Below are 17,112 nucleotides of genomic sequence, written 5' to 3' on the forward strand. Positions count from 1 at the left end.
GTCCGTCATGATGATCACGATCGAAGACTGCATCGGGCTGAGTGGTTTGACCCGCGAGGAGATCGACGCCATCGCCGAGCATGAGCATTTGCCGGAGATCGTCGCCGCGGAACTCGGCTCCTACCTCGACCAGACCCCGGAGGGGCAACGCACCATCCGCCGCATGATCGAGGATGACATTGCCCATGCCGTGGCCTGCCGGGACATGAAGCGCGCCGGTGTCCTGAAGATCGTTCTGGCGCATTACGTCCGCCATCACGAGAACGAGCAAGCGGTGCGCAAGGGAGAGGGCGATGGTCACCACACAATCGCCTGACAGGGACGACTTGCGGAGCGCCAAGGGCGGCGCACAGCCGCCACCCCGGCTCGCAGCCGCGCCGGGGCCTCAGGACGATGCCTTTCCCGACCCGCCGGCCCGCAGCCGCGCCACCGCCCGCCGAAGCCCCGCCTACAGCTTTCCCTATCTGCCCATCCGCGGTGAGTTGATTGACCACCTCGTGCACGCTTGGCAGAGCCGGTTCACACTGTCGGTTTCTCCGGCGACCTTGGCGCTCGCCTTCGCCGACTGGGCCATGCACCTCTCCAACGCGCCCGGCAAGCAGGCCGAGATCGCCGACAAGGCGATCCGCAAGCTCAACCGGCTGCTCGTCTACACGGCGATGTCAGCGCTGGACCCGGACTGCCCGCCCTGCATCGAGCCGCTGCCCGGCGACCAGCGGTTCCGGGACGAGGGCTGGCAAGCGTTCCCATTCAACCTCTATGCACAATCCTTCCTGCTGATGCAGCAATTGGTCCACAAGGCGACGACGGACATCGCCGGTGTTTCCCGAACGCACGCGCGCATCGTGCCTTTCGTCGCGCGGCAATGGCTGGACGTGTTCGCGCCCTCCAACCATCCGATGACAAGCCCGGAGATCCTGCGTCTGGCCGTCACCAGTCAAGGAATGAACTTCGTGCGCGGGGCGGAGAACTGGATGCAGGACGTCCTGCGTTATCTTGCCGGCCGTCCGGCTCCGGGGGCCGAGCAATACCAGATCGGACGCGACGTCGCGGCGACACCGGGACAGATCATCGTCCGCAATGAACTGATGGAGCTGATCCAGTATGGCCCGACCACGGTGACAGTCGTCGCCGAGCCGGTGCTGATCGTTCCGGCCTGGATCATGAAATACTACATCCTCGACCTGTCGCCGGAGAACTCGTTGGTTCGCCATCTGGTGAACAGTGGCTTCACCGTCTTCGTCATTTCCTGGCGCAACCCGGGACCGGAACTGCGTGACTATGGCCTCGACGCGTATCGCCGGCTTGGCGTCATGGCGGCGCTGGAGGCGATCGGAGCCGTCTGTGGCGGGAAGCGGGTCCACGCCTGCGGCTACTGCCTGGGCGGCACCCTGCTGGCCATGGCCGCGGCCGCGATGGCGCGGGACAACGAAGAGCGTCTGGCGTCGGTGACCCTGCTGGCGGCGCAGACCGATTTCACCGAAGCCGGCGAGTTGATGCTGTTCATCAACGAAAGCCAGATCGCGTACCTGGAAGACACGATGTGGGAGTCCGGCTACCTGGACACGCCCCAGATGGCGGGAGCCTTTCAGATGATGCGTTCCAACGACCTGATCTGGTCGCGCTTGGTTCGCCAGTATCTGCGTGGCGACGAACCGGTGACGACCGACCTGATGGCGTGGAACGCCGATGGCACAAGGCTGCCTTACCGGATGCATTCGGAGTACATGCGCCGGCTGCTGCTGGGCAACGACCTGGCGGAGGGACGCTTTCATATCGAAGGCCGGCCGATCGCGCTGACCGACATCCGAGCGCCGATCTTCGCCGTGGGCACCGTCCGCGATCACGTCGCGCCGTGGAAGTCCGTCTATAAAATCCACCTGCTGAGCGACACAGCGGTCACCTTCGTTCTGGCGGAGCACGGCCACAACACCGGCATCGTCGCGGGGCCCGACAACCCCAAAACCCACTTCCGCCTCACGGAACGCGAGGCTGACGCCCGCTACACCGATCCCGACACCTGGATCGCGACGGCACCGCTGCGCTCCGGCTCCTGGTGGCCGGCATGGACCGATTGGTTGATGCGCCGATCCTCGTCCAAGCACCCGGCCCCAACTGCCTTTGGCGAACCGGAACGGGGCTATCCACCCTCGGGGCCTGCTCCGGGCCACTACGTGCTGGAGCCATGAACGGCGTTGGGTGCACACGATCGCCGCGATGGTCCCGGCGTCTGCCGCCGCTCCCTCCTTATCCAGGTTCCCGTCTTTATCCAGGTTAATGTCACGATCCTCATACGTGCCAATGCTGTCTCACGATGCTCGTCGGGCGAAAACGCCCCTTCACACGACCAGGAGACGCGGCCATGTCCTACCGGGAAATTCTCGTCCAGTTCGATGATTGCCCGACCGGCGCGGCACGGGTCGAAGCGGCCATGCGCCTGGCGGAGCAGCACACGGCGCACCTGACCGGCCTCGTGCTCGACATTCAGCCGCGCATTCCCATGTCCATCGACGGTGGCGTTCCGCAATTCGTGACCGACGCGCTGAACCGGTCCGCGGCGGAGGAGACGGAGCGCACGGTCGCCAGGATGGACGCCTTGCTCGACCGGCAGCGGTGCGTGGCGGAACGGCGGATCTGCAAGTGCGATGACACAGCGATCGACAGGGCCCTGGCCCTGAACGCCCGTTACGCGGACCTTCTCGTCCTCGGTCAGGCGCTGCCCGGCCATTCGGCGCTCGTCGGCCGGCTCGAGATCGAAACGGTGGTGATGTCCTGCGGGCGGCCGGTGCTGCTGGTTCCCCAAGCCGGCCTCCGTCCCACCATCGGGAAACGGATCGTGGTGGCCTGGGACGCGGGCCGGGCGGCGGCGCGCGCGGTCGCCGATGCCATGCCCATGCTGGAGAAGGCGACATCGGTCACGGTGCTGGTGGTCGATGCGGCATCCACGCCAAGCGGTCACGGCGCGTTGCCGGGGGCGGACATCGGCACTCTGTTGGCCCGCCACGGCGTGACGGTGGAGGTGGCCTCCCTGTCGTCGGAGGGCAGCGACGTGGCGGATGTGGCGTTGAACTGGATGTTCGACCACGATGCGGATCTGCTGGTCATGGGTGCCTATGGCCACTCCCGCGCCCGTGAATGGGTCCTCGGCGGAGCGACGCGCTCGATCCTCGACCGCATGACCGTCCCGGTGCTGATGTCCCACTGACGCTTCGGCGCCGGACATACCGATGCGGGCAAGACCGGGAGGTCATCATGGACATCAAGACGATCCTCGTGCCGTTCGCCCGGGATCTCCACACGAGCGCCGGCCTTTCGACGGCCATCGCGGTGGCGCGCCTGATGGGTGCGCGCCTCATCGGCCTCCATTGCCCGGCCGAGACCGCCCTGCCCTGGTACGTCGCGGCACCGGTGGCCATCCCACCGGTGCCCGATCCACCGGTGCCCGGCCGGCCGTCGGCCGAAGCGGAACAGAGCTTCATCGCCCGGTGCAGCGCCGCCTGCCTGAAATGCGACTGGATCGCCGATCACGGCTTCCTGCCCGAGCGGCTGGCCTTCCACAGCCGTTACGCCGATCTGATCGTTGCCGGCCGCGGTGATGGAGACGCGCAAGGCAAGGGTGGACTGTCGCCGCGCGCGCTCGGCCAACTGGTGCTGAGCGCCAGCGCACCGCTGCTGATCGTCCCGTCGGGAGCGGAGGAAACGTTCCGGCCGCAACGCGTGCTTGTCGCGTGGAACGAGCGCCGCGAGGCCGGCCGCGCCTTGCACGGCGCGCTGCCCTTCCTGCGCCGCGCCAAGGAAACCATCCTGCTCTCCGTGCACCCGCCGGGGTACGACGACGCGCCCGACCGCCGCGCCCTGGCCTATCTGGAGGCGCACCGCATCCACGCGGACGCGCGGATCAATTTCGCCGCCGAGTTCGAAGCGCCGGGAGCGATTCTCGCCCAGGCCCGCGCGATGGAGGCGGATCTCCTCGTCATGGGGGCTTACGGCCACGCCCGCGTGTTCGAACAAGCATTGGGAGGCGCCACGCACCATGTGCTGGAAGCCGCCGATCGGCCGGTGCTGATGGTGCATTGAGCCGTGGCGAACCCGCACACCATCGCCGCTCCACAGGAAACGAGGGAAGCCCGCGTCCCGCTGGAGGCGAAGATCGCCTTTCTGCGCAAGCCCGACGCCTATCCGGATCGTCCAAGCCGGGTTGAGACCATCGAAACACACCTGTCGTGGGTTTTCCTGACCGAGCGGCACGCCTACAAGCTGAAGAAGCCGGCGCGTCTGCCCCATGTGGATTTCACGTCCCTCACCGCCCGGCGAAGCAACTGCTTGACCGAGATGCGGCTGAACCGCCGCTTGGCGCCCGATGTCTATCTCGGCGTGGTCGGCCTGCTCGCCCATCCGGACGGCTCGTTCCGTCTCGGAGGACGCCCCGGCCCGCGGGACTTGGATGCGCGGGATTTGGTGGCCGACTGGCTGGTGTGGATGGTGCGCCTGCCGCAGGAGCGGCGGTTGGACGAGCGCATCCGGGCCGGCGCCCTGACACCGGCCGACATCGAGCGGCTCGGCCTCGTCCTGACGGAGTTCTACGGCGGCGGCTTGGCGGAACCGATATCGCCAGCCGACTATCAGCGGCGTTTCGAGGCGGACATCAGCCGCAATCTCGACGTGACGGTTTCCCGGGTGACCGGGCCGCTGGCCGAACGAGCCCGCGCCGCCGCCGCCGCGCAGGTCGCGTTTCTGTCGGAACACGGCCGACTGCTTCGGGTGCGGGCGGCAGAGGGGCGGATCGTCGAGGGGCACGGCGACCTGCGGCCCGAGCATGTCTTCCTCGATGGCATGCCCCGGATCATCGACTGCTTGGAGTTCAGCCGCGACCTGCGGTTGCTCGACCCGGTGGACGAACTGGCTTATCTGGCGCTCGAATGCGAGCGGCATGGCGCCCGACGGGTCGGCGACGCCATTCTCGACTTGTACCGCGGCTGGAGCGGCGACGCCGCCGATCGGCGGCTGATCGCCTTCTACCGCAGTTTCCGCGCCAGCCTGCGGGCGCGCCTCGCCGCCGGGCGGCTGGACGAGGCGGCGGGAGGGCGGCGCGGCGACTGGCTCGCCCGCATTGACGCCTATCTGCGCCTGGCCACCGCGCGCCCCATCGGTCAAGGATAGGAGCTTCCGACAATGGAGCGTAGATCTCTATGGTGCACGCTGGCGCTGTTGATCGCCATGACCGTGTTTGCTCCGGAACTGGCCTACGGCAAGGACCGGGTGGTGGGCTGGCGACTGGAACGCGATGGTGCGGGCTATTGCCTGCTCCTTTCGGAATACCGGATCGGCGGGCACCCGGAGATCGATGCCGCCATCGCAATGTCGGTCACCGGTGATTTCAGGACATTCCGGCTGCATATCTTCCGCGCGGACTTCGACCTGTCCATCGGCGCCGTCTATGACGTCGTCGTCAGCATCGACCGGCGCTGGACCGGGCAAGGCATCGTCGAGGTTCCGGTGCCGGACATCTTCAACCTGGGCCTGCCGTTGACGCGCGACCTGCTCGATGCCCTGATGCGCGGATCGAGCCTGTCCGTCCACGGACGGCGCAGCACGGTGTCCATCCTGCTGAGCGGGACGAGCAAGGCCATTCCAGCCTTGCTCGACTGCGTGGCTGGACGGCCGGGCCGGCCGGGCATCAACCCCTTCGAAGCGGAGACGGGTGCGGGCGACATGATGTGACGGCCGCCGAAACGCACCCGCATCGGGTTTCTGACGGTTCCCATCAACGCAGGGGCACGCCATGGACAGCACGACGGAACCGCCGGCAAACGGACGTCAGCCCTGGGAAGCGTCCTATCCGGCCGGGCTCGACTGGCGCACCCCCATCCCCGAACAGCCGCTGCACCGGCTGGTGGAGGAGGCCTGCGCCGTCTTTCCGAGCACCGTCTGCCTCGACTTCTATGGAAAGCGGATCACCTACCGGCAGACCAGCGGCCTGATCGATCGCGCCGCGCGCGGGCTTCAGGAGCTGGGCGTCGGAAAGGGAGGCAAGGTGGCTCTTCTGCTGCCGAACTGCCCCTATTCAGTGATCACGTTCCACGCCATCCTGAAGGCCGGCGGCGTTGTCGTGAACCTCAACCCGCTCGCCTCCATCGCCCAGTTGGCCGATCAGATCGGGCATTCCGAAACCGAGGTCCTGATCACGCTGGACCTCGTCCCGTTCCGCGCCAAGCTCGACGCGCTGGGGTGGCCGGGCCGGCTTCGAACGGTCGTCGTGGCGCGCATGGCCGACGCCCTGCCATTTCCGAGAAACTGGGCCTATCGGCTGTTCAAACGCCGGGACGTGGCCCACATCCCCCGGGACGACCGGCATGTGTGTTTCCGCCGTTTGCTCGCCGACCGTGGCGCGCCTCGCCCGGTGGTGGTGCAGCCGCGCACCGACCCCGCGGTGCTGCAATACACCGGCGGCACCACCGGCGTTCCCAAGGGCACCGTCCTGACCCATGCGGGCCTGTACGCCAACGCGATCCAGTGCCGCCGTTGGTTCACCGGCGCCGAACCGGGCCGTGAACGGGTGCTGGCGGTGTTGCCCTTCTTCCACGTGTTCGGCATGACCGGCGTGATGAATTTCGCCCTGGCGTTGGGGGCGGAGCTGATCTTGCTGCCGCGGGTGGACGTGCGCGAGATCCTGGAGACCATCCAGCGCAAACGCCCGACCATTTTCAGCGGCGTGCCGCGCCTGTTCCAGGCCATTGCCGCCTTTCCCCACCTGAACCGCTATGATCTGTCGTCGCTGCGCCTGTGCGTGTCGGGAGGCGACAGCCTGCCGCCGCTTCTGCTGGAGCGCTTCCAGCAGCTCACCGGGGCCTATCTGGCCGAAGGCTACGGCCTGACCGAAGCCTCTCCAGTGGTGACCTGCAACCCGTTCAGCGGCTTGAACAAGCCGGGCTCGGCGGGGCTGCCGCTGCCGGGCACCCTGGTCGAGATCGTCTCGCTGGACGACCGCCGCACGCTCCTGTGCCAAGGCCGCATCGGCGAGGTGTGCGTGAGCGGACCGCAGTTGATGGCCGGCTATTGGCAGGACGCCCCGGCGACGGCGCAGGCAATGGACGGCGGCCATCTGCACACCGGGGACATCGGCTTTCTCGACGGCGACGGCTACCTGCACATCGTGGACCGTCTGAAGGACCTGATCGTCACCGGTGGGCAGCACGTCTACCCGCGCACCGTCGAAGCGGTCATCAAGCAGCACCCGCAGATCGCCGACGCCGCGGCGGTGGGCGAGCCCGACCCGGTGCGCGGGCAGGCGATCCGGGCCTTCGTCGTGCCGCAACCCGGGTCCACGCTGTCGGAAGCGGAGTTGCGCGCCTTCCTCGCCCCTCGCCTGTCACGCTTCGAACAGCCGCAGCGGATCGAGTTCCGCACGGCCTTGCCGACCTCGATGATCGGCAAGATTCTGAAACGCGAACTCATCCCCGAACGGCCAGGGGGCGACGACCGGGAGGTCAATCGGCCAGCAGATCGCTGACCGACCCGCCACCGTGAATGCGGGCAATGGCCTCCGCAAGCAGCGGGGCCGTGGGCAGCACCGTCACGCGGCGGGACACCAGCTTCTCCGGCAGGCGGAACGGCGGCAGCGTGTCGGTGACGACGACATGGTCGAACAGCGGCGACGCGACGACCGTCGGGGCGCCGCCGACGAACAGCCCGTGCGTGGCGAGGGCGAAGACCGGGCCACCGCCCGCGGCGCGGCAGGCCGAGGCGGCGCGCATCATCGTGGTGCCGGTGCTGATCAGGTCGTCGAGGATCGCCACCGTCCTCCCCTGGACGTCGCCGACCAGCGTCCCGCCCCGCACCACGCCGCCGCTGCGCGTCTTTTCCATGAAGGCGAGCCCGACGTCGCGACACAAGGCGTGTTCCAGGGACTCCCGGAGCCGTTCGGCCCGCTTCACCCCGCCGACGTCCGGGGACACCACGGACAGGCCGCCCTGACCGGCCAGCGGCGCCAGATGCGCCGCGAACAGCTTGCGCGCCTCCAGATGCTCCGTGCGGCATCGGAAGGCGTTCTCGAACGCCGCCTCGTTGTGGACATCGACCGCGACGACCCGGTCCACGCCGACCGCTTCCATCATGCCGGCCAGATAGCGTAGGGTCACGGGATCGCGCGGCTTGGTCCGCCGGTCCTTGCGCGCGTAGGCCAGATAGGGCGTGACGACGGTCACGCTCGCGGCGGACGCGTCCTTCACCGCGCCGACGAAGAACAGCAGCCGGCACAGCTTGTCGTGCACGCTGCGCTCCGCATCGCCTTGCAGGGACTGCACCACGTAGACGTCCCTGTTGCGCGCCCCCACCAGCGGGCGGACCTTGAGTTCCCCGTCCTCGAAGCCCCGCTCCTCGTGAAGGCTCACCGGCATCTTCAGATGCTGGGCGATCCGCGCCCCATGGCCCCAGTCCGGGTCCAGATCGAAGAGCAGGATGCCATCGTTTCCCATGGGAGCCTCCTCCGGGCGGGCACGGCTCATGGCCGGTCGGCGGGGCGCGCCGCAACCCGTCTCAGGCTGCCGTCCACACGTCTGGCGTACACGTCCACATGGTGGCCGAGATTGCACACCCGCTCTGCATCTCCGAGCGCCGCCTTGAGAGCATCACGCCGGGACGGAAAGAAGCCGGCGCAGTCACCGCCCTGCATGCGCACGGTCCACGCCTTTTGCTGCCGTTCCACGATGTATTCCAAATGCAGATAGGAATCCATGACACCACCCATCCGTTCCGCCCCGACCGTCCGGTCGAGGCTCTGCTTCACACGGTGTCGACCCGCCGGTCCGCCTCCCGGGCAAGGCGTTCCAGAATCGGAGCGATCTCCACCAGGAGAGGAGGCCCGGAGGTCCGATGCGACAGGGCTTCCGGAAGGGATGCCAGCTCCGCCGCCGCATGGGCCCGGATCGCCGGAAGGTCCGGCAGCGGCGCCACCCGCCGGCCGCCGCGCATCACCGGCACCAGCAGGGGCCGCCCCTCTTCGTCACTGTCCAGGGTCGAAAGCCGGTCGGCCTCGATCCGGCCCTCCGCCCCATAGCGCCGGAAGACCTGCTTGCGTCCGGGCCACGTTGCCTTGCCGGCGGACCGCTTGCGCCGCGGCAGGCCGGCGTACTCCACCAATTTGTAAGCGCAATCCAGCGCCGGCGCGTCGCTGGAGGTCCCCAGACTGGTGCCGACGCCGAAGCTGTCGATGGGCGCCCCGCCGTCCAGGAGGTCGGCGATCTCCGCCTCATCCAGACCGCCGCTGGCGATGATGCGCGTCCCGGCAAGGCCGCCCTCGTCCAGGATGCCCCGCACCTTGCGGGAGAGCGCGGCCAGATCACCGCTGTCGAGCCGCACGCCGTCGATCCGGATGCCCTCGCCGGCCAGATCGCGGGCCAGCGCGACCACGGTCCTGGCCGCCGCTTCGGTGTCGTGGGTGTCCAGGAGCAGCACGAGCTGTCGCGGGCGGGAGCGCGCGAAGTTGGCGAAGGCCTCCCTCTCGATGGCATGGGCCTGGATGAAGGAATGGGCCATGGTGCCGACGGCGGGGATGCCGAAGCGCATGGCGGCCAGCGCCGTCGCGGTTCCGGCGAACCCCGCCAGATAGCTCGCCCGCGCGGCCAGCAGTGCCGCCTCCGCCCCATGTGCGCGGCGCAGTCCGAAATCGATGAGCGGGCGGTGCCGCGCCGCCAGCACCAGCCGCGCCGCCTTCGAGGCGATGACGGTCTCCAGATGGATCAGATTGATGAGGCGGCTTTCGACGAGCTGCGCCTGCGGCAAGGGTGCCGTCACCCGCAGGATCGGCTCGTGGGCGAAGAAGACCGTCCCTTCGGGCAGCGCCTCCACATCGCCGTTGAAACGAAAGTTCGCCAGCGCCTCGACGGCCGCACCGGAGAACCGGCCCTCGCCGTGAAGCCAAGCGATCTCGTCGGCGCTCAACCGGGCGCTTTCCAGGAAAGCCACCGTCTGTTCGAGGCCGGCAGCCATCAGGAAGTTCCGCCCCGGCGGCAGCTTGCGCACGAACAGCTCGAACGACGCCACGTCGGTCAGGCCGTGCTCGACATAGGCCTGGACCATGGCGAGCTGGTAATAGTCCGTCAGCAGAAGGCTGTTGCCATCCCCGTGTCCGTCCGACTCCGGCATGGCCGTCCCTTTCCCACGCCCTCAGGCGCGAATGCCCGACAGGTCCCGGTTCAGTCGCGCCTCCAGGCGACGCGGACATAGTAGGCGTCCTTGTCGTAGTGGAAGTCGAGGTCGCCGGCATAGGCGTGGTGCAGGGCCTCGCCGATGCGGCGGGGCAGATGCACGTCGGTGGTCGTCACCACCACGTCACCATCGCGATGTTCGATGCCGATGATGCGGTGCAGGGGATGCTCGTCCTTTTCCAGGCGCTCCTGGTGATGGACGGCGGCCAGGATCTCGTCGCGATGCGAGCCGAGGAAGCCCCCGGACAGGGTCACGGTGCCGGCAGGGTAGAGGTCGTTGGCGCGGTGGCAGGCCTGACACACTTCCTTCACGGCATCGACGGCGGGCAGCCCCCAACTCCACCGCCCGTGGTGGTAAACGGCGCCGCATTGCGGGCAGACCATCGGATCGGACAGCTTGGCCGCCCGTTTGTACGGGTCGTGGACATGCTCCTGGATCAGACGGTCGCGGCGGGCCGGCTGCGGACGCTGATCGTGGGGACGCGGTTCGTGGATGTGTTCGCCCATGGGGAACCTACCGGTGAAGGAAAGGGAGTGCCGGTTCTGCCCGGCACTCGATGACTCCGTGGCGCGACGCCGTGCCGTTCAGGCCTTCGCGATTTCGATCTTCCGCTTGGACGGTTGGCCCGGTTCGGTCTTGGGAAGGACGACGGTGAGGACCCCATTCTTCATGCTGGCCGCGATGCGGTCGCGGTCCACATTGGCGGGTAGGCGGAACGACCGTGCGCACAGGCCGTAGCGTCGCTCCGAGACGTAACGGTTGGCGTCCTTCTCATCCTTTTCCTCGCTCTTCTCGGCCTTGATGGACAGGACGTCGTCCTGGACGCTGAGGTCCACGGCTTGCTCGTCCATGCCGGGCATTTCTATGGTCACCCGATATTCATCCGCGCGCTCCTCGACCTCGGCCGGCGGCGCGAACGCCGCGCTCTCCAACTCCGTGCGCAGCAACGGTTCCAGGTCGAACGGCGAGCGCCGGCTCCAGGGGAAGCGGAACATTGAGGACGCCTCGTCGAACAACCGGTCGAACTCGTCGCGCAACGCCAGGATCGGGTGCCGGTTGCGGGCGGCGATCTGCTGAGCCGCCGCGCCGGTGGAGGTGGTGTCCCGCCGGGAGGTCTCTTCCTGTTGGGGCTTTTCCGTCACGTTTGTGTCGGCCATGGGAGTGCCTCCTGCTTGTTACGGTGGCGCGTGTGTCGTCTCCTCTATCGACCAAAAACGGCCCGGACACGTTAACCTGGATCAAGCATGCCCCGGACCGGGTCCAGGCGATGAGGAGGTAGCCCCACCTCCTGTTGCCGGAGGTGCCCTTAACCTGTGTGAAGAGAGCTTCCCCGAAGGACGCCTAAACACGTTGAACGGTGGCAAGCGGGGGACAGCATGACGCCAGGATCAGCAACGATGAACGGCCCCGGCATTCCTTTCCGGTTCCGGGACAGGATCGAGGCCGGCCGCCGCCTCGCCGCACGGCTGACGCATCTCTGCGACGAGAAGCCAGTCGTCCTGGCTCTGCCGCGCGGCGGGGTCGAGGTGGCGGTCGAGGTGGCGGGAGCACTCCATGCGCCGCTCGACATCGTGCTCGTGCGCAAGATCGGCGCGCCGTTCCAGCCGGAGTTGGCCGTCGGTGCCGTGGCCGACTGCGGCCATATCGAAACCGCCATCAACCCGAATGTTGCAGACTTCGTGACCGATGCCTGGATCGGAAGGGAGAAGGGGCGTCAGCTTCGGGAGATCGAGCGCCGGCGAGCCGTGTACATCGGCGACCGTCCGCGCGTGCCGGTGGCTGGGCGCACCGCCATTCTCGTGGATGATGGCATTGCAACCGGGGCGACGATGCTCGCCGCCCTGCGGTCGGTGCGCCACGCGAACCCGAAACGGCTGGTGCTGGCGGTGCCGGTGGCGCCGCTTGACATCCTATCGGAGCTGCGGGCCGAAGCCGACGAGGTCATCCGCCGTAAGCGGTGACTGAGGGCAGCCACCGCTTCGGACCATGTCAGAAATGGGCGCGCACCGCGGCGCGGATGCGGCGGATGTTGTCGTCGATCCGCTCGGGCGTGGTGTGCGGCCCCAGATCGTCGAAATGGACATGCTCGACCACCTTGATGCCGCACAGCCCCATGATCGCGGCATCCTGCGTGATTTTGAAGGCCTGCATTTCCCCGACCGCTTCCAAATAGTCCAGCGGGGCGGCGGAGCTGGTGACGATCAGTCCTTTGCGCCCGTGCAGCTTGCCCTTGATTTCTTCGCCACGCATCTCCCAGGCGAAACCGTAGGTGAAGACCCGGTCCACATAGCCCTTGAGCATGGCGGGCATTCCGGCCCACCAGATCGGAAACAGGAACGTGATCGCCTGCGACCCGGCAATGATCTCCTGCTCCAGCCGGATGTCCTCGGGCACAGGTCCCTTTCCGGCCAACTCCTCCTCCGAGAGGACTGGGTTGAAGCCCATGGTGTAGAGGTCGCGTTCCTCAACGATGTGTCCGTATTGTTCCAGCTCGTCCATATAGGCCCCCGCGGCCTGACGGATGAAGCTGCCGGAGCGCGGGTGTGCGAAGACGACGACGTGCTTCATGATGGATCTCCCGTCACAGGGGTGCGCGGGGTGCGGTCGAGCCCTCGTTCCAGCTCCACCACGGCGCGCAACGTCCTCAGCACACTGTCGGGCGTCACGCTGATGGAGTCGATGCCGAGCCGCACCAGAAACTCGGCGATCTCCGGATAGTCCGAGGGCGCCTGGCCGCAGATTCCGCACGGCCGGTCATTGCGCCGCGCGCCTTCCACGGCTTGGCGCAGGAAGGCCAACACGCCGGGATCGCGCTCGTCGAAGTCGAAGGCGACCAGCGGGCTGTCGCGGTCCACGCCGAGCGTGAGCTGAGTCAGATCGTTCGACCCGATGGAAAATCCGTCGAAACGTTGGGCGAACTCGTCCACCAGCAGCACGTTGTTGGGGATCTCGCACATCACGTAGATCTCCAGCCCGTCGCGCCCGCGCTCCAGCCCATAGCGGGCCATGGCGGCGATCACCCGGTCCGCCTCCTCCAGGCGGCGGCAGAAGGGGACCATGACCTTCACGTTGGTCAATCCCATCTCGGCACGCACCCGGACCAGCGCCCGGCATTCCAGCGCGAAGCCCTCCTCGTAGGCAGGATGAGCGTAGCGCGCCGCCCCCCGGAAGCCGAGCATGGGATTCTCCTCGACCGGCTCGAACCACCGCCCGCCGATCAGGGAAGCGTATTCGTTGGTCTTGAAGTCCGACAGGCGAACGATGACCGGGCGCGGGAAGAAGGCCGCCGCGATGGTGCCGATCCCTTCCGACAGACGCTCGACGAAATAGGCGCCGCCGTCGGGATGGCTGCAGGTCAGCCGGGCGATGTGGGCGCGCACGTCGGAGTCCTCGACGCGCTCCGGATGGACGAGCGCCATCGGATGAACCTTGATGGCCTCGCTGATGATGAATTCCATGCGCGCCAGGCCAACCCCGTCCACCGGAAGCTGGCCGGTCTGGAAGGCCTGGTCGGGGTTGCCGAGATTCACCATGATGCGCGTTTGCGGGCGCGGCAGCCGGCCGAGGTCGATGCGCTCCACGCGGAACGGCACGGCGCCGTCATAGACCTTGCCGGTGTCGCCCTCGGCGCAGGAAACGGTCACCGTTTGACCGTCGCGCAGTGCCTCCGTCGCGCGCTCCGCCCCGACCACGGCGGGAATGCCCAGTTCGCGCGCGACGATGGCGGCGTGGCAGGTGCGGCCGCCCCGGTTGGTGACGATGGCGGCAGCCGTCTTCATCACCGGCTCCCAATCAGGCGTCGTGGCGTCGGCCACCAGCACCTCGCCCGGGCGGAAGGTGGACAGCTGGTGGGCACCGGTCACCAAACGGACGACCCCGGTGGCCATGCGCCCGCCAACCGCGCGCCCGGAAACGAGTAGGGTGCCCTTCCCTTCCGGAACGAAGTTCTTCAGTTCCAGGGCCGAGCGCCGGGAGGCGACCGTCTCCGGCCGCGCCTGGACGATGTACAGGCCGCCGTCCTGCCCGTCCTTGGCCCATTCGATGTCCATGGGTTGGCCGTAATGGTCCTCGATCCGGATGGCCTGTTCGGCGAGCCGCAGCACCTCCCCGTCGGTCAGGCAGAAGCGCTGCCGGTCGGCGCCGGGTGTGGGGACGGTGCGCGTCGGCTCACGCGTGCGGCCCGAGCGGTAGACCATCTTCACCAGCTTCTCGCCCAGGCGCCGCCGCAGCACCGCGCGACGGCCCTGCCGGAAGGTCGGCTTGTGCACATAGAACTCGTCGGGATCGACCGTCCCCTGGACGACCGTTTCCCCCAGCCCATAGGCGCCGGTGATGAACACGGCATCCCGGTATCCCGATTCCGTGTCGAGCGTGAACATCACCCCGGCCGAGGCGAGGTCGGAGCGCACCATCTTCTGCACGCCGACCGACAGCGCGACCTTGAAGTGGTCGAAGCCCTGGTCGATCCGATAGGAGATGGCGCGATCGGTGAACAGCGAGGCGTGGCAGCGCCGCACGGCGTCGAGGAGCATCGCCTCGCCCGCCACATTCAGATAGGTCTCGTGTTGCCCGGCAAAGCTGGCCGTAGGCAAGTCCTCGGCAGTGGCGGAACTGCGCACCGCCACGGTCAGGCCTTCCCCATATTCGGCCAGCAAGGCACGGAAGGCCGTGCGCACTTGCTCTTCCATGTCCGGCGTCAGGCCGGCGGCATAAACGATCTCCCGGGCGCGGGTCCCGGCACAGGCCAGACGCTCCACATCCGCCTTGTCCAGATCGTCCAACAGCACGTGCAGGCCGTCCCAGGCGTTGGCAGCGGTCAGCGCGTTGCGGAAGGCGTCGGCGGTCAGGGCGAAACCGTCCGGCACCTCCACCCCCAGAGGCTTCAATCGCCGATGGAGTTCACCGAGCGAGGCGTTCTTGCCGCCCACCAAGGCGACATCGTCACGGCCAAGATCGGAAAACCAGCGGATGTACGAACTGTCCGGCATGGCCTGCCTCCCAACGTGATGTCGCCGGCGCTGGTGGCGTGATGTCCGGCGCCGGGCGCTTGGGTGATTGATCTCGAGCGGCGAGCGGAGGCGTGACTCCTACGACGCCGTATGGGCCTTCACGTCTTGTCTGCGGCGGCGCGCGTGGTCTTCCAACTCCCGGCGGATCGCGTCGAAAGCGTCGCGGATAGCAACCTTGGGATCTTCATGGGCAGGGTCGGCGGATTTGGCGTGGCGCACGACCAATTCTTCCCCCGGAACGGTCAAGTCAATCCGGACGGTGTAGAGCTTGCCCTTGTGGTATCGATGCGGCGCATCGAGGACCACGTGGCAGGCCATGATGTGTTCGAAGAACCGCTCCAGCTTGGCGGCATGTTCCCGGACACAGGCTTCCAGGAAGGGCGAGGGTTCCATGTTGTGGAAGGTGATCTGCAGCGGCAGTTGCATGGCGCTCCTCCGGTGGACGGTCGCATCGTTGTCGCGGTCCGTTGGCTACGGCGCGGCCGGGATCATCATCGGGGTGCGCGGGCCGGAGGGCCTTAACCCAGGTAAAGGAAGACCAGCGGTATCAGGGACCGGCGTTCGCGCCGCGCGCTCCTAAACGGACGGAACCGTTAGAGCGCGCTTTGCAAGTTTATTGCGCACGGGGGCCAGGCGGCGGTGAGATGGTCCCCGTTTCCCGGACAGATTTGCGGCTTTGCTAAGCTTGGTTCAGGTCCGTGTCATGCCGCCAATCTGATGGGGTCCGGTGTGCCCTGGTAGGCCTCCTCCGGGGTTCTGCCGCCGAGCGCGGAGTGCGGACGGTCCATGTTGTAGTAATGGATCCACCGGCCGATCCCGGCCCTCGCCTCGCTGCCGGTCTCGAAGGCGTGGAGGTAGACGCACTCGTACTTCATCGATCGCCACAGCCGCTCGATGAAGACGTTGTCCATCCACCGGCCGCGCCCGTCCATCGATACCCGGATGCCGGCCGCGGTCAAGAGGCCGGTGAAACGCGGACTGGTGAACTGGCTGCCCTGATCGGTGTTGAAGATGTCCGGTCGGCCGTGCCGCGCCATCGCCTCCTCCACCGCCTCGATGCAGAACTCGACGTCCATGGTGTTCGACAGCCGCCAGCTCAGGACCTTGCGCGTCGCCCAATCCATCACCGCCACCAGGGACAGGAAGCCCCGGCGCATCGGAAGGTAGGTGATGTCAGCGCACCAGACCTGGTTGGGTCGGTCGATGGTCAGGTCGCGCAGCAAGTACGGCCAAATCTTGTGCTCGGGGTGCCGCACCGTCGTCTTCGGACGCTGGTAGACCGCTCGCAGCCCCATCCGCGCCATCAGGCGGCGAACCCGCTTGCGGTTGACCTCATGGCCGTGCCGGCGCAGATGCCGGGTCATCTGCCGGCTGCCGTACCAGGGCGTTTCCAGGAACTGCTCGTCGCTCCGCCGCATCACCTCCAGGTTTGCGGCCGGTTCGCCCTTGGCCGGCCCGTAGTAGCTGGACCGGCTGATGGAAACCAACGTGCACTGCCGGGTGATCGACAGGCTCAGATGCTCCGGTTTGATCAGCTCCCGCCTCCGGCCGACGCTCATCGTCCGGAGGCCTTGCGCAAAAAATCCCGCTCCACCACCAACTGCCCGATCATCGCGTGGAGCTTTTCCACCTCCCCCTGATGGCTGGTTTCGGCGGCTTCCGCCTTGCCGGAGAACACACCAGCCATCCCCTCCACCGCCTGCTTCTTCCACGCGTTGATCAGCGTCTGATGCACTCCGTGCTTGGACACCAACTGCGACACCGTCAACTCGCCTCGGATCGCCTCCAGTGCCACCTTCGCCTTGAACTCCGCCGAATACCGCTTCCGCTTCCCCGTCATCGGGTCCGTCCTTCTTCCTGGGCGAACCAAGCTTAGCGAACTGTCCGGGAAACGGGG

17 protein-coding genes are annotated in these 17,112 nt (G+C 67.4%); 8 read left to right on the forward strand and 9 right to left on the reverse strand.

The window, feature by feature from the left end:
* The first annotated feature begins 7 nt into the window (after positions 1-7).
* The 7 genes from H1Q64_RS24435 to H1Q64_RS24465 all read left to right on the forward strand — a co-directional run bounded on the left by H1Q64_RS24435 (position 8) and on the right by H1Q64_RS24465 (position 7,510).
* Positions 8-316, forward strand: coding sequence for a hypothetical protein (locus tag H1Q64_RS24435; RefSeq protein WP_330874613.1), 309 nt, complete (start codon positions 8-10; stop codon positions 314-316).
* On the forward strand, positions 294-2,189 hold the full coding sequence (locus tag H1Q64_RS24440) for a PHA/PHB synthase family protein (RefSeq protein ID WP_237907121.1): 1,896 nt from the start codon (positions 294-296) through the stop codon (positions 2,187-2,189). The genes H1Q64_RS24435 and H1Q64_RS24440 overlap by 23 nt, the downstream gene beginning before the upstream one ends.
* A 173-nt stretch (positions 2,190-2,362) precedes the next feature.
* On the forward strand, positions 2,363-3,205 hold the full coding sequence (locus H1Q64_RS24445; RefSeq protein ID WP_237907122.1) for a universal stress protein: 843 nt from the start codon (positions 2,363-2,365) through the stop codon (positions 3,203-3,205).
* Positions 3,206-3,252: 47 nt separating this feature from the next.
* Positions 3,253-4,077 (forward strand): universal stress protein, encoded by an 825-nt coding sequence (locus H1Q64_RS24450; RefSeq protein WP_237907123.1) that lies wholly within the window; start codon positions 3,253-3,255, stop codon positions 4,075-4,077.
* A 3-nt stretch (positions 4,078-4,080) separates the two neighbouring features.
* Positions 4,081-5,160 (forward strand): hypothetical protein, encoded by a 1,080-nt coding sequence (locus tag H1Q64_RS24455; RefSeq protein WP_237907124.1) that lies wholly within the window; start codon positions 4,081-4,083, stop codon positions 5,158-5,160.
* Positions 5,161-5,172: 12 nt separating this feature from the next.
* Complete coding sequence (locus H1Q64_RS24460; protein WP_237907125.1) at positions 5,173-5,721, forward strand: hypothetical protein; 549 nt, start codon at positions 5,173-5,175, stop codon at positions 5,719-5,721.
* A gap of 61 nt (positions 5,722-5,782) precedes the next feature.
* Positions 5,783-7,510, forward strand: a complete 1,728-nt coding sequence (locus tag H1Q64_RS24465) for a long-chain-fatty-acid--CoA ligase (protein WP_237907126.1) — start codon at positions 5,783-5,785, stop codon at positions 7,508-7,510.
* Here the strand turns inward: H1Q64_RS24465 and H1Q64_RS24470 are convergent.
* The 5 genes from H1Q64_RS24470 to H1Q64_RS24490 all read right to left on the reverse strand — a co-directional run bounded on the left by H1Q64_RS24470 (position 7,488) and on the right by H1Q64_RS24490 (position 11,363).
* Positions 7,488-8,474, reverse strand: a complete 987-nt coding sequence (locus tag H1Q64_RS24470) for a ribose-phosphate diphosphokinase (protein WP_237907127.1) — start codon at positions 8,472-8,474, stop codon at positions 7,488-7,490. The genes H1Q64_RS24465 and H1Q64_RS24470 overlap by 23 nt on opposite strands.
* Positions 8,475-8,500: 26 nt before the next feature.
* Entirely contained in the window at positions 8,501-8,734 is a 234-nt protein-coding gene (locus H1Q64_RS24475) for a hypothetical protein (RefSeq protein WP_237907128.1), read from the reverse strand.
* A 47-nt stretch (positions 8,735-8,781) separates the two neighbouring features.
* Positions 8,782-10,143: a nicotinate phosphoribosyltransferase gene (locus tag H1Q64_RS24480; RefSeq protein WP_237907129.1), complete on the reverse strand. Its 1,362-nt coding sequence runs from the start codon at positions 10,141-10,143 to the stop codon at positions 8,782-8,784.
* A 50-nt stretch (positions 10,144-10,193) separates the two neighbouring features.
* A complete protein-coding gene (locus H1Q64_RS24485; RefSeq protein WP_237907130.1) occupies positions 10,194-10,712 on the reverse strand; it encodes a BCAM0308 family protein in 519 nt (172 codons plus the stop codon).
* A 78-nt stretch (positions 10,713-10,790) separates the two neighbouring features.
* Positions 10,791-11,363, reverse strand: coding sequence for an Hsp20/alpha crystallin family protein (locus H1Q64_RS24490; protein WP_237907131.1), 573 nt, complete (start codon positions 11,361-11,363; stop codon positions 10,791-10,793).
* 240 nt (positions 11,364-11,603) lie between these two features.
* On the opposite strand from H1Q64_RS24490, the gene H1Q64_RS24495 reads away from it, so the two are divergent.
* On the forward strand, positions 11,604-12,167 hold the full coding sequence (locus H1Q64_RS24495; protein WP_237907132.1) for a phosphoribosyltransferase: 564 nt from the start codon (positions 11,604-11,606) through the stop codon (positions 12,165-12,167).
* Positions 12,168-12,195: 28 nt separating this feature from the next.
* Here the strand turns inward: H1Q64_RS24495 and H1Q64_RS24500 are convergent, their stop codons facing one another.
* The 4 genes from H1Q64_RS24500 to H1Q64_RS24515 form a co-directional block, all read right to left on the reverse strand.
* Entirely contained in the window at positions 12,196-12,774 is a 579-nt protein-coding gene (locus H1Q64_RS24500; RefSeq protein WP_237907133.1) for an NAD(P)H-dependent oxidoreductase, read from the reverse strand.
* Complete coding sequence (ppsA, locus tag H1Q64_RS24505) at positions 12,771-15,194, reverse strand: phosphoenolpyruvate synthase (protein WP_237907134.1); 2,424 nt, start codon at positions 15,192-15,194, stop codon at positions 12,771-12,773. Before ppsA ends, H1Q64_RS24500 begins: the two co-directional genes overlap by 4 nt.
* A 99-nt stretch (positions 15,195-15,293) precedes the next feature.
* Complete coding sequence (locus tag H1Q64_RS24510) at positions 15,294-15,641, reverse strand: HPF/RaiA family ribosome-associated protein (protein ID WP_237907135.1); 348 nt, start codon at positions 15,639-15,641, stop codon at positions 15,294-15,296.
* A 275-nt stretch (positions 15,642-15,916) separates the two neighbouring features.
* Positions 15,917-17,055 (reverse strand): IS3 family transposase gene (locus tag H1Q64_RS24515; RefSeq protein WP_237907136.1). Its coding sequence is split into 2 segments (ribosomal slippage): positions 15,917-16,800 and positions 16,800-17,055, totalling 1,140 coding nucleotides; the frame shifts between segments, so codons are not numbered across the junction.
* Between the last annotated feature and the right edge of the window lie 57 nt (positions 17,056-17,112).

This window comes from Azospirillum brasilense, assembly GCF_022023855.1.
Classification (GTDB): domain Bacteria; phylum Pseudomonadota; class Alphaproteobacteria; order Azospirillales; family Azospirillaceae; genus Azospirillum; species Azospirillum brasilense_F.

Coding starts and splice junctions, on each gene's coding strand:
- H1Q64_RS24435 (WP_330874613.1), top strand. CDS start 8: ATGATGATCACGATCGAAGACTGCATCGGGCTGAGTGGTTTGACCCGC.
- H1Q64_RS24440 (WP_237907121.1), top strand. CDS start 294: ATGGTCACCACACAATCGCCTGACAGGGACGACTTGCGGAGCGCCAAG.
- H1Q64_RS24445 (WP_237907122.1), top strand. CDS start 2,363: ATGTCCTACCGGGAAATTCTCGTCCAGTTCGATGATTGCCCGACCGGC.
- H1Q64_RS24450 (WP_237907123.1), top strand. CDS start 3,253: ATGGACATCAAGACGATCCTCGTGCCGTTCGCCCGGGATCTCCACACG.
- H1Q64_RS24460 (WP_237907125.1), top strand. CDS start 5,173: ATGGAGCGTAGATCTCTATGGTGCACGCTGGCGCTGTTGATCGCCATG.
- H1Q64_RS24465 (WP_237907126.1), top strand. CDS start 5,783: ATGGACAGCACGACGGAACCGCCGGCAAACGGACGTCAGCCCTGGGAA.
- H1Q64_RS24470 (WP_237907127.1), bottom strand. CDS start 8,474: ATGGGAAACGATGGCATCCTGCTCTTCGATCTGGACCCGGACTGGGGC.
- H1Q64_RS24475 (WP_237907128.1), bottom strand. CDS start 8,734: ATGGATTCCTATCTGCATTTGGAATACATCGTGGAACGGCAGCAAAAG.
- H1Q64_RS24480 (WP_237907129.1), bottom strand. CDS start 10,143: ATGCCGGAGTCGGACGGACACGGGGATGGCAACAGCCTTCTGCTGACG.
- H1Q64_RS24485 (WP_237907130.1), bottom strand. CDS start 10,712: ATGGGCGAACACATCCACGAACCGCGTCCCCACGATCAGCGTCCGCAG.
- H1Q64_RS24490 (WP_237907131.1), bottom strand. CDS start 11,363: ATGGCCGACACAAACGTGACGGAAAAGCCCCAACAGGAAGAGACCTCC.
- H1Q64_RS24495 (WP_237907132.1), top strand. CDS start 11,604: ATGAACGGCCCCGGCATTCCTTTCCGGTTCCGGGACAGGATCGAGGCC.
- H1Q64_RS24500 (WP_237907133.1), bottom strand. CDS start 12,774: ATGAAGCACGTCGTCGTCTTCGCACACCCGCGCTCCGGCAGCTTCATC.
- ppsA (WP_237907134.1), bottom strand. CDS start 15,194: ATGCCGGACAGTTCGTACATCCGCTGGTTTTCCGATCTTGGCCGTGAC.
- H1Q64_RS24510 (WP_237907135.1), bottom strand. CDS start 15,641: ATGCAACTGCCGCTGCAGATCACCTTCCACAACATGGAACCCTCGCCC.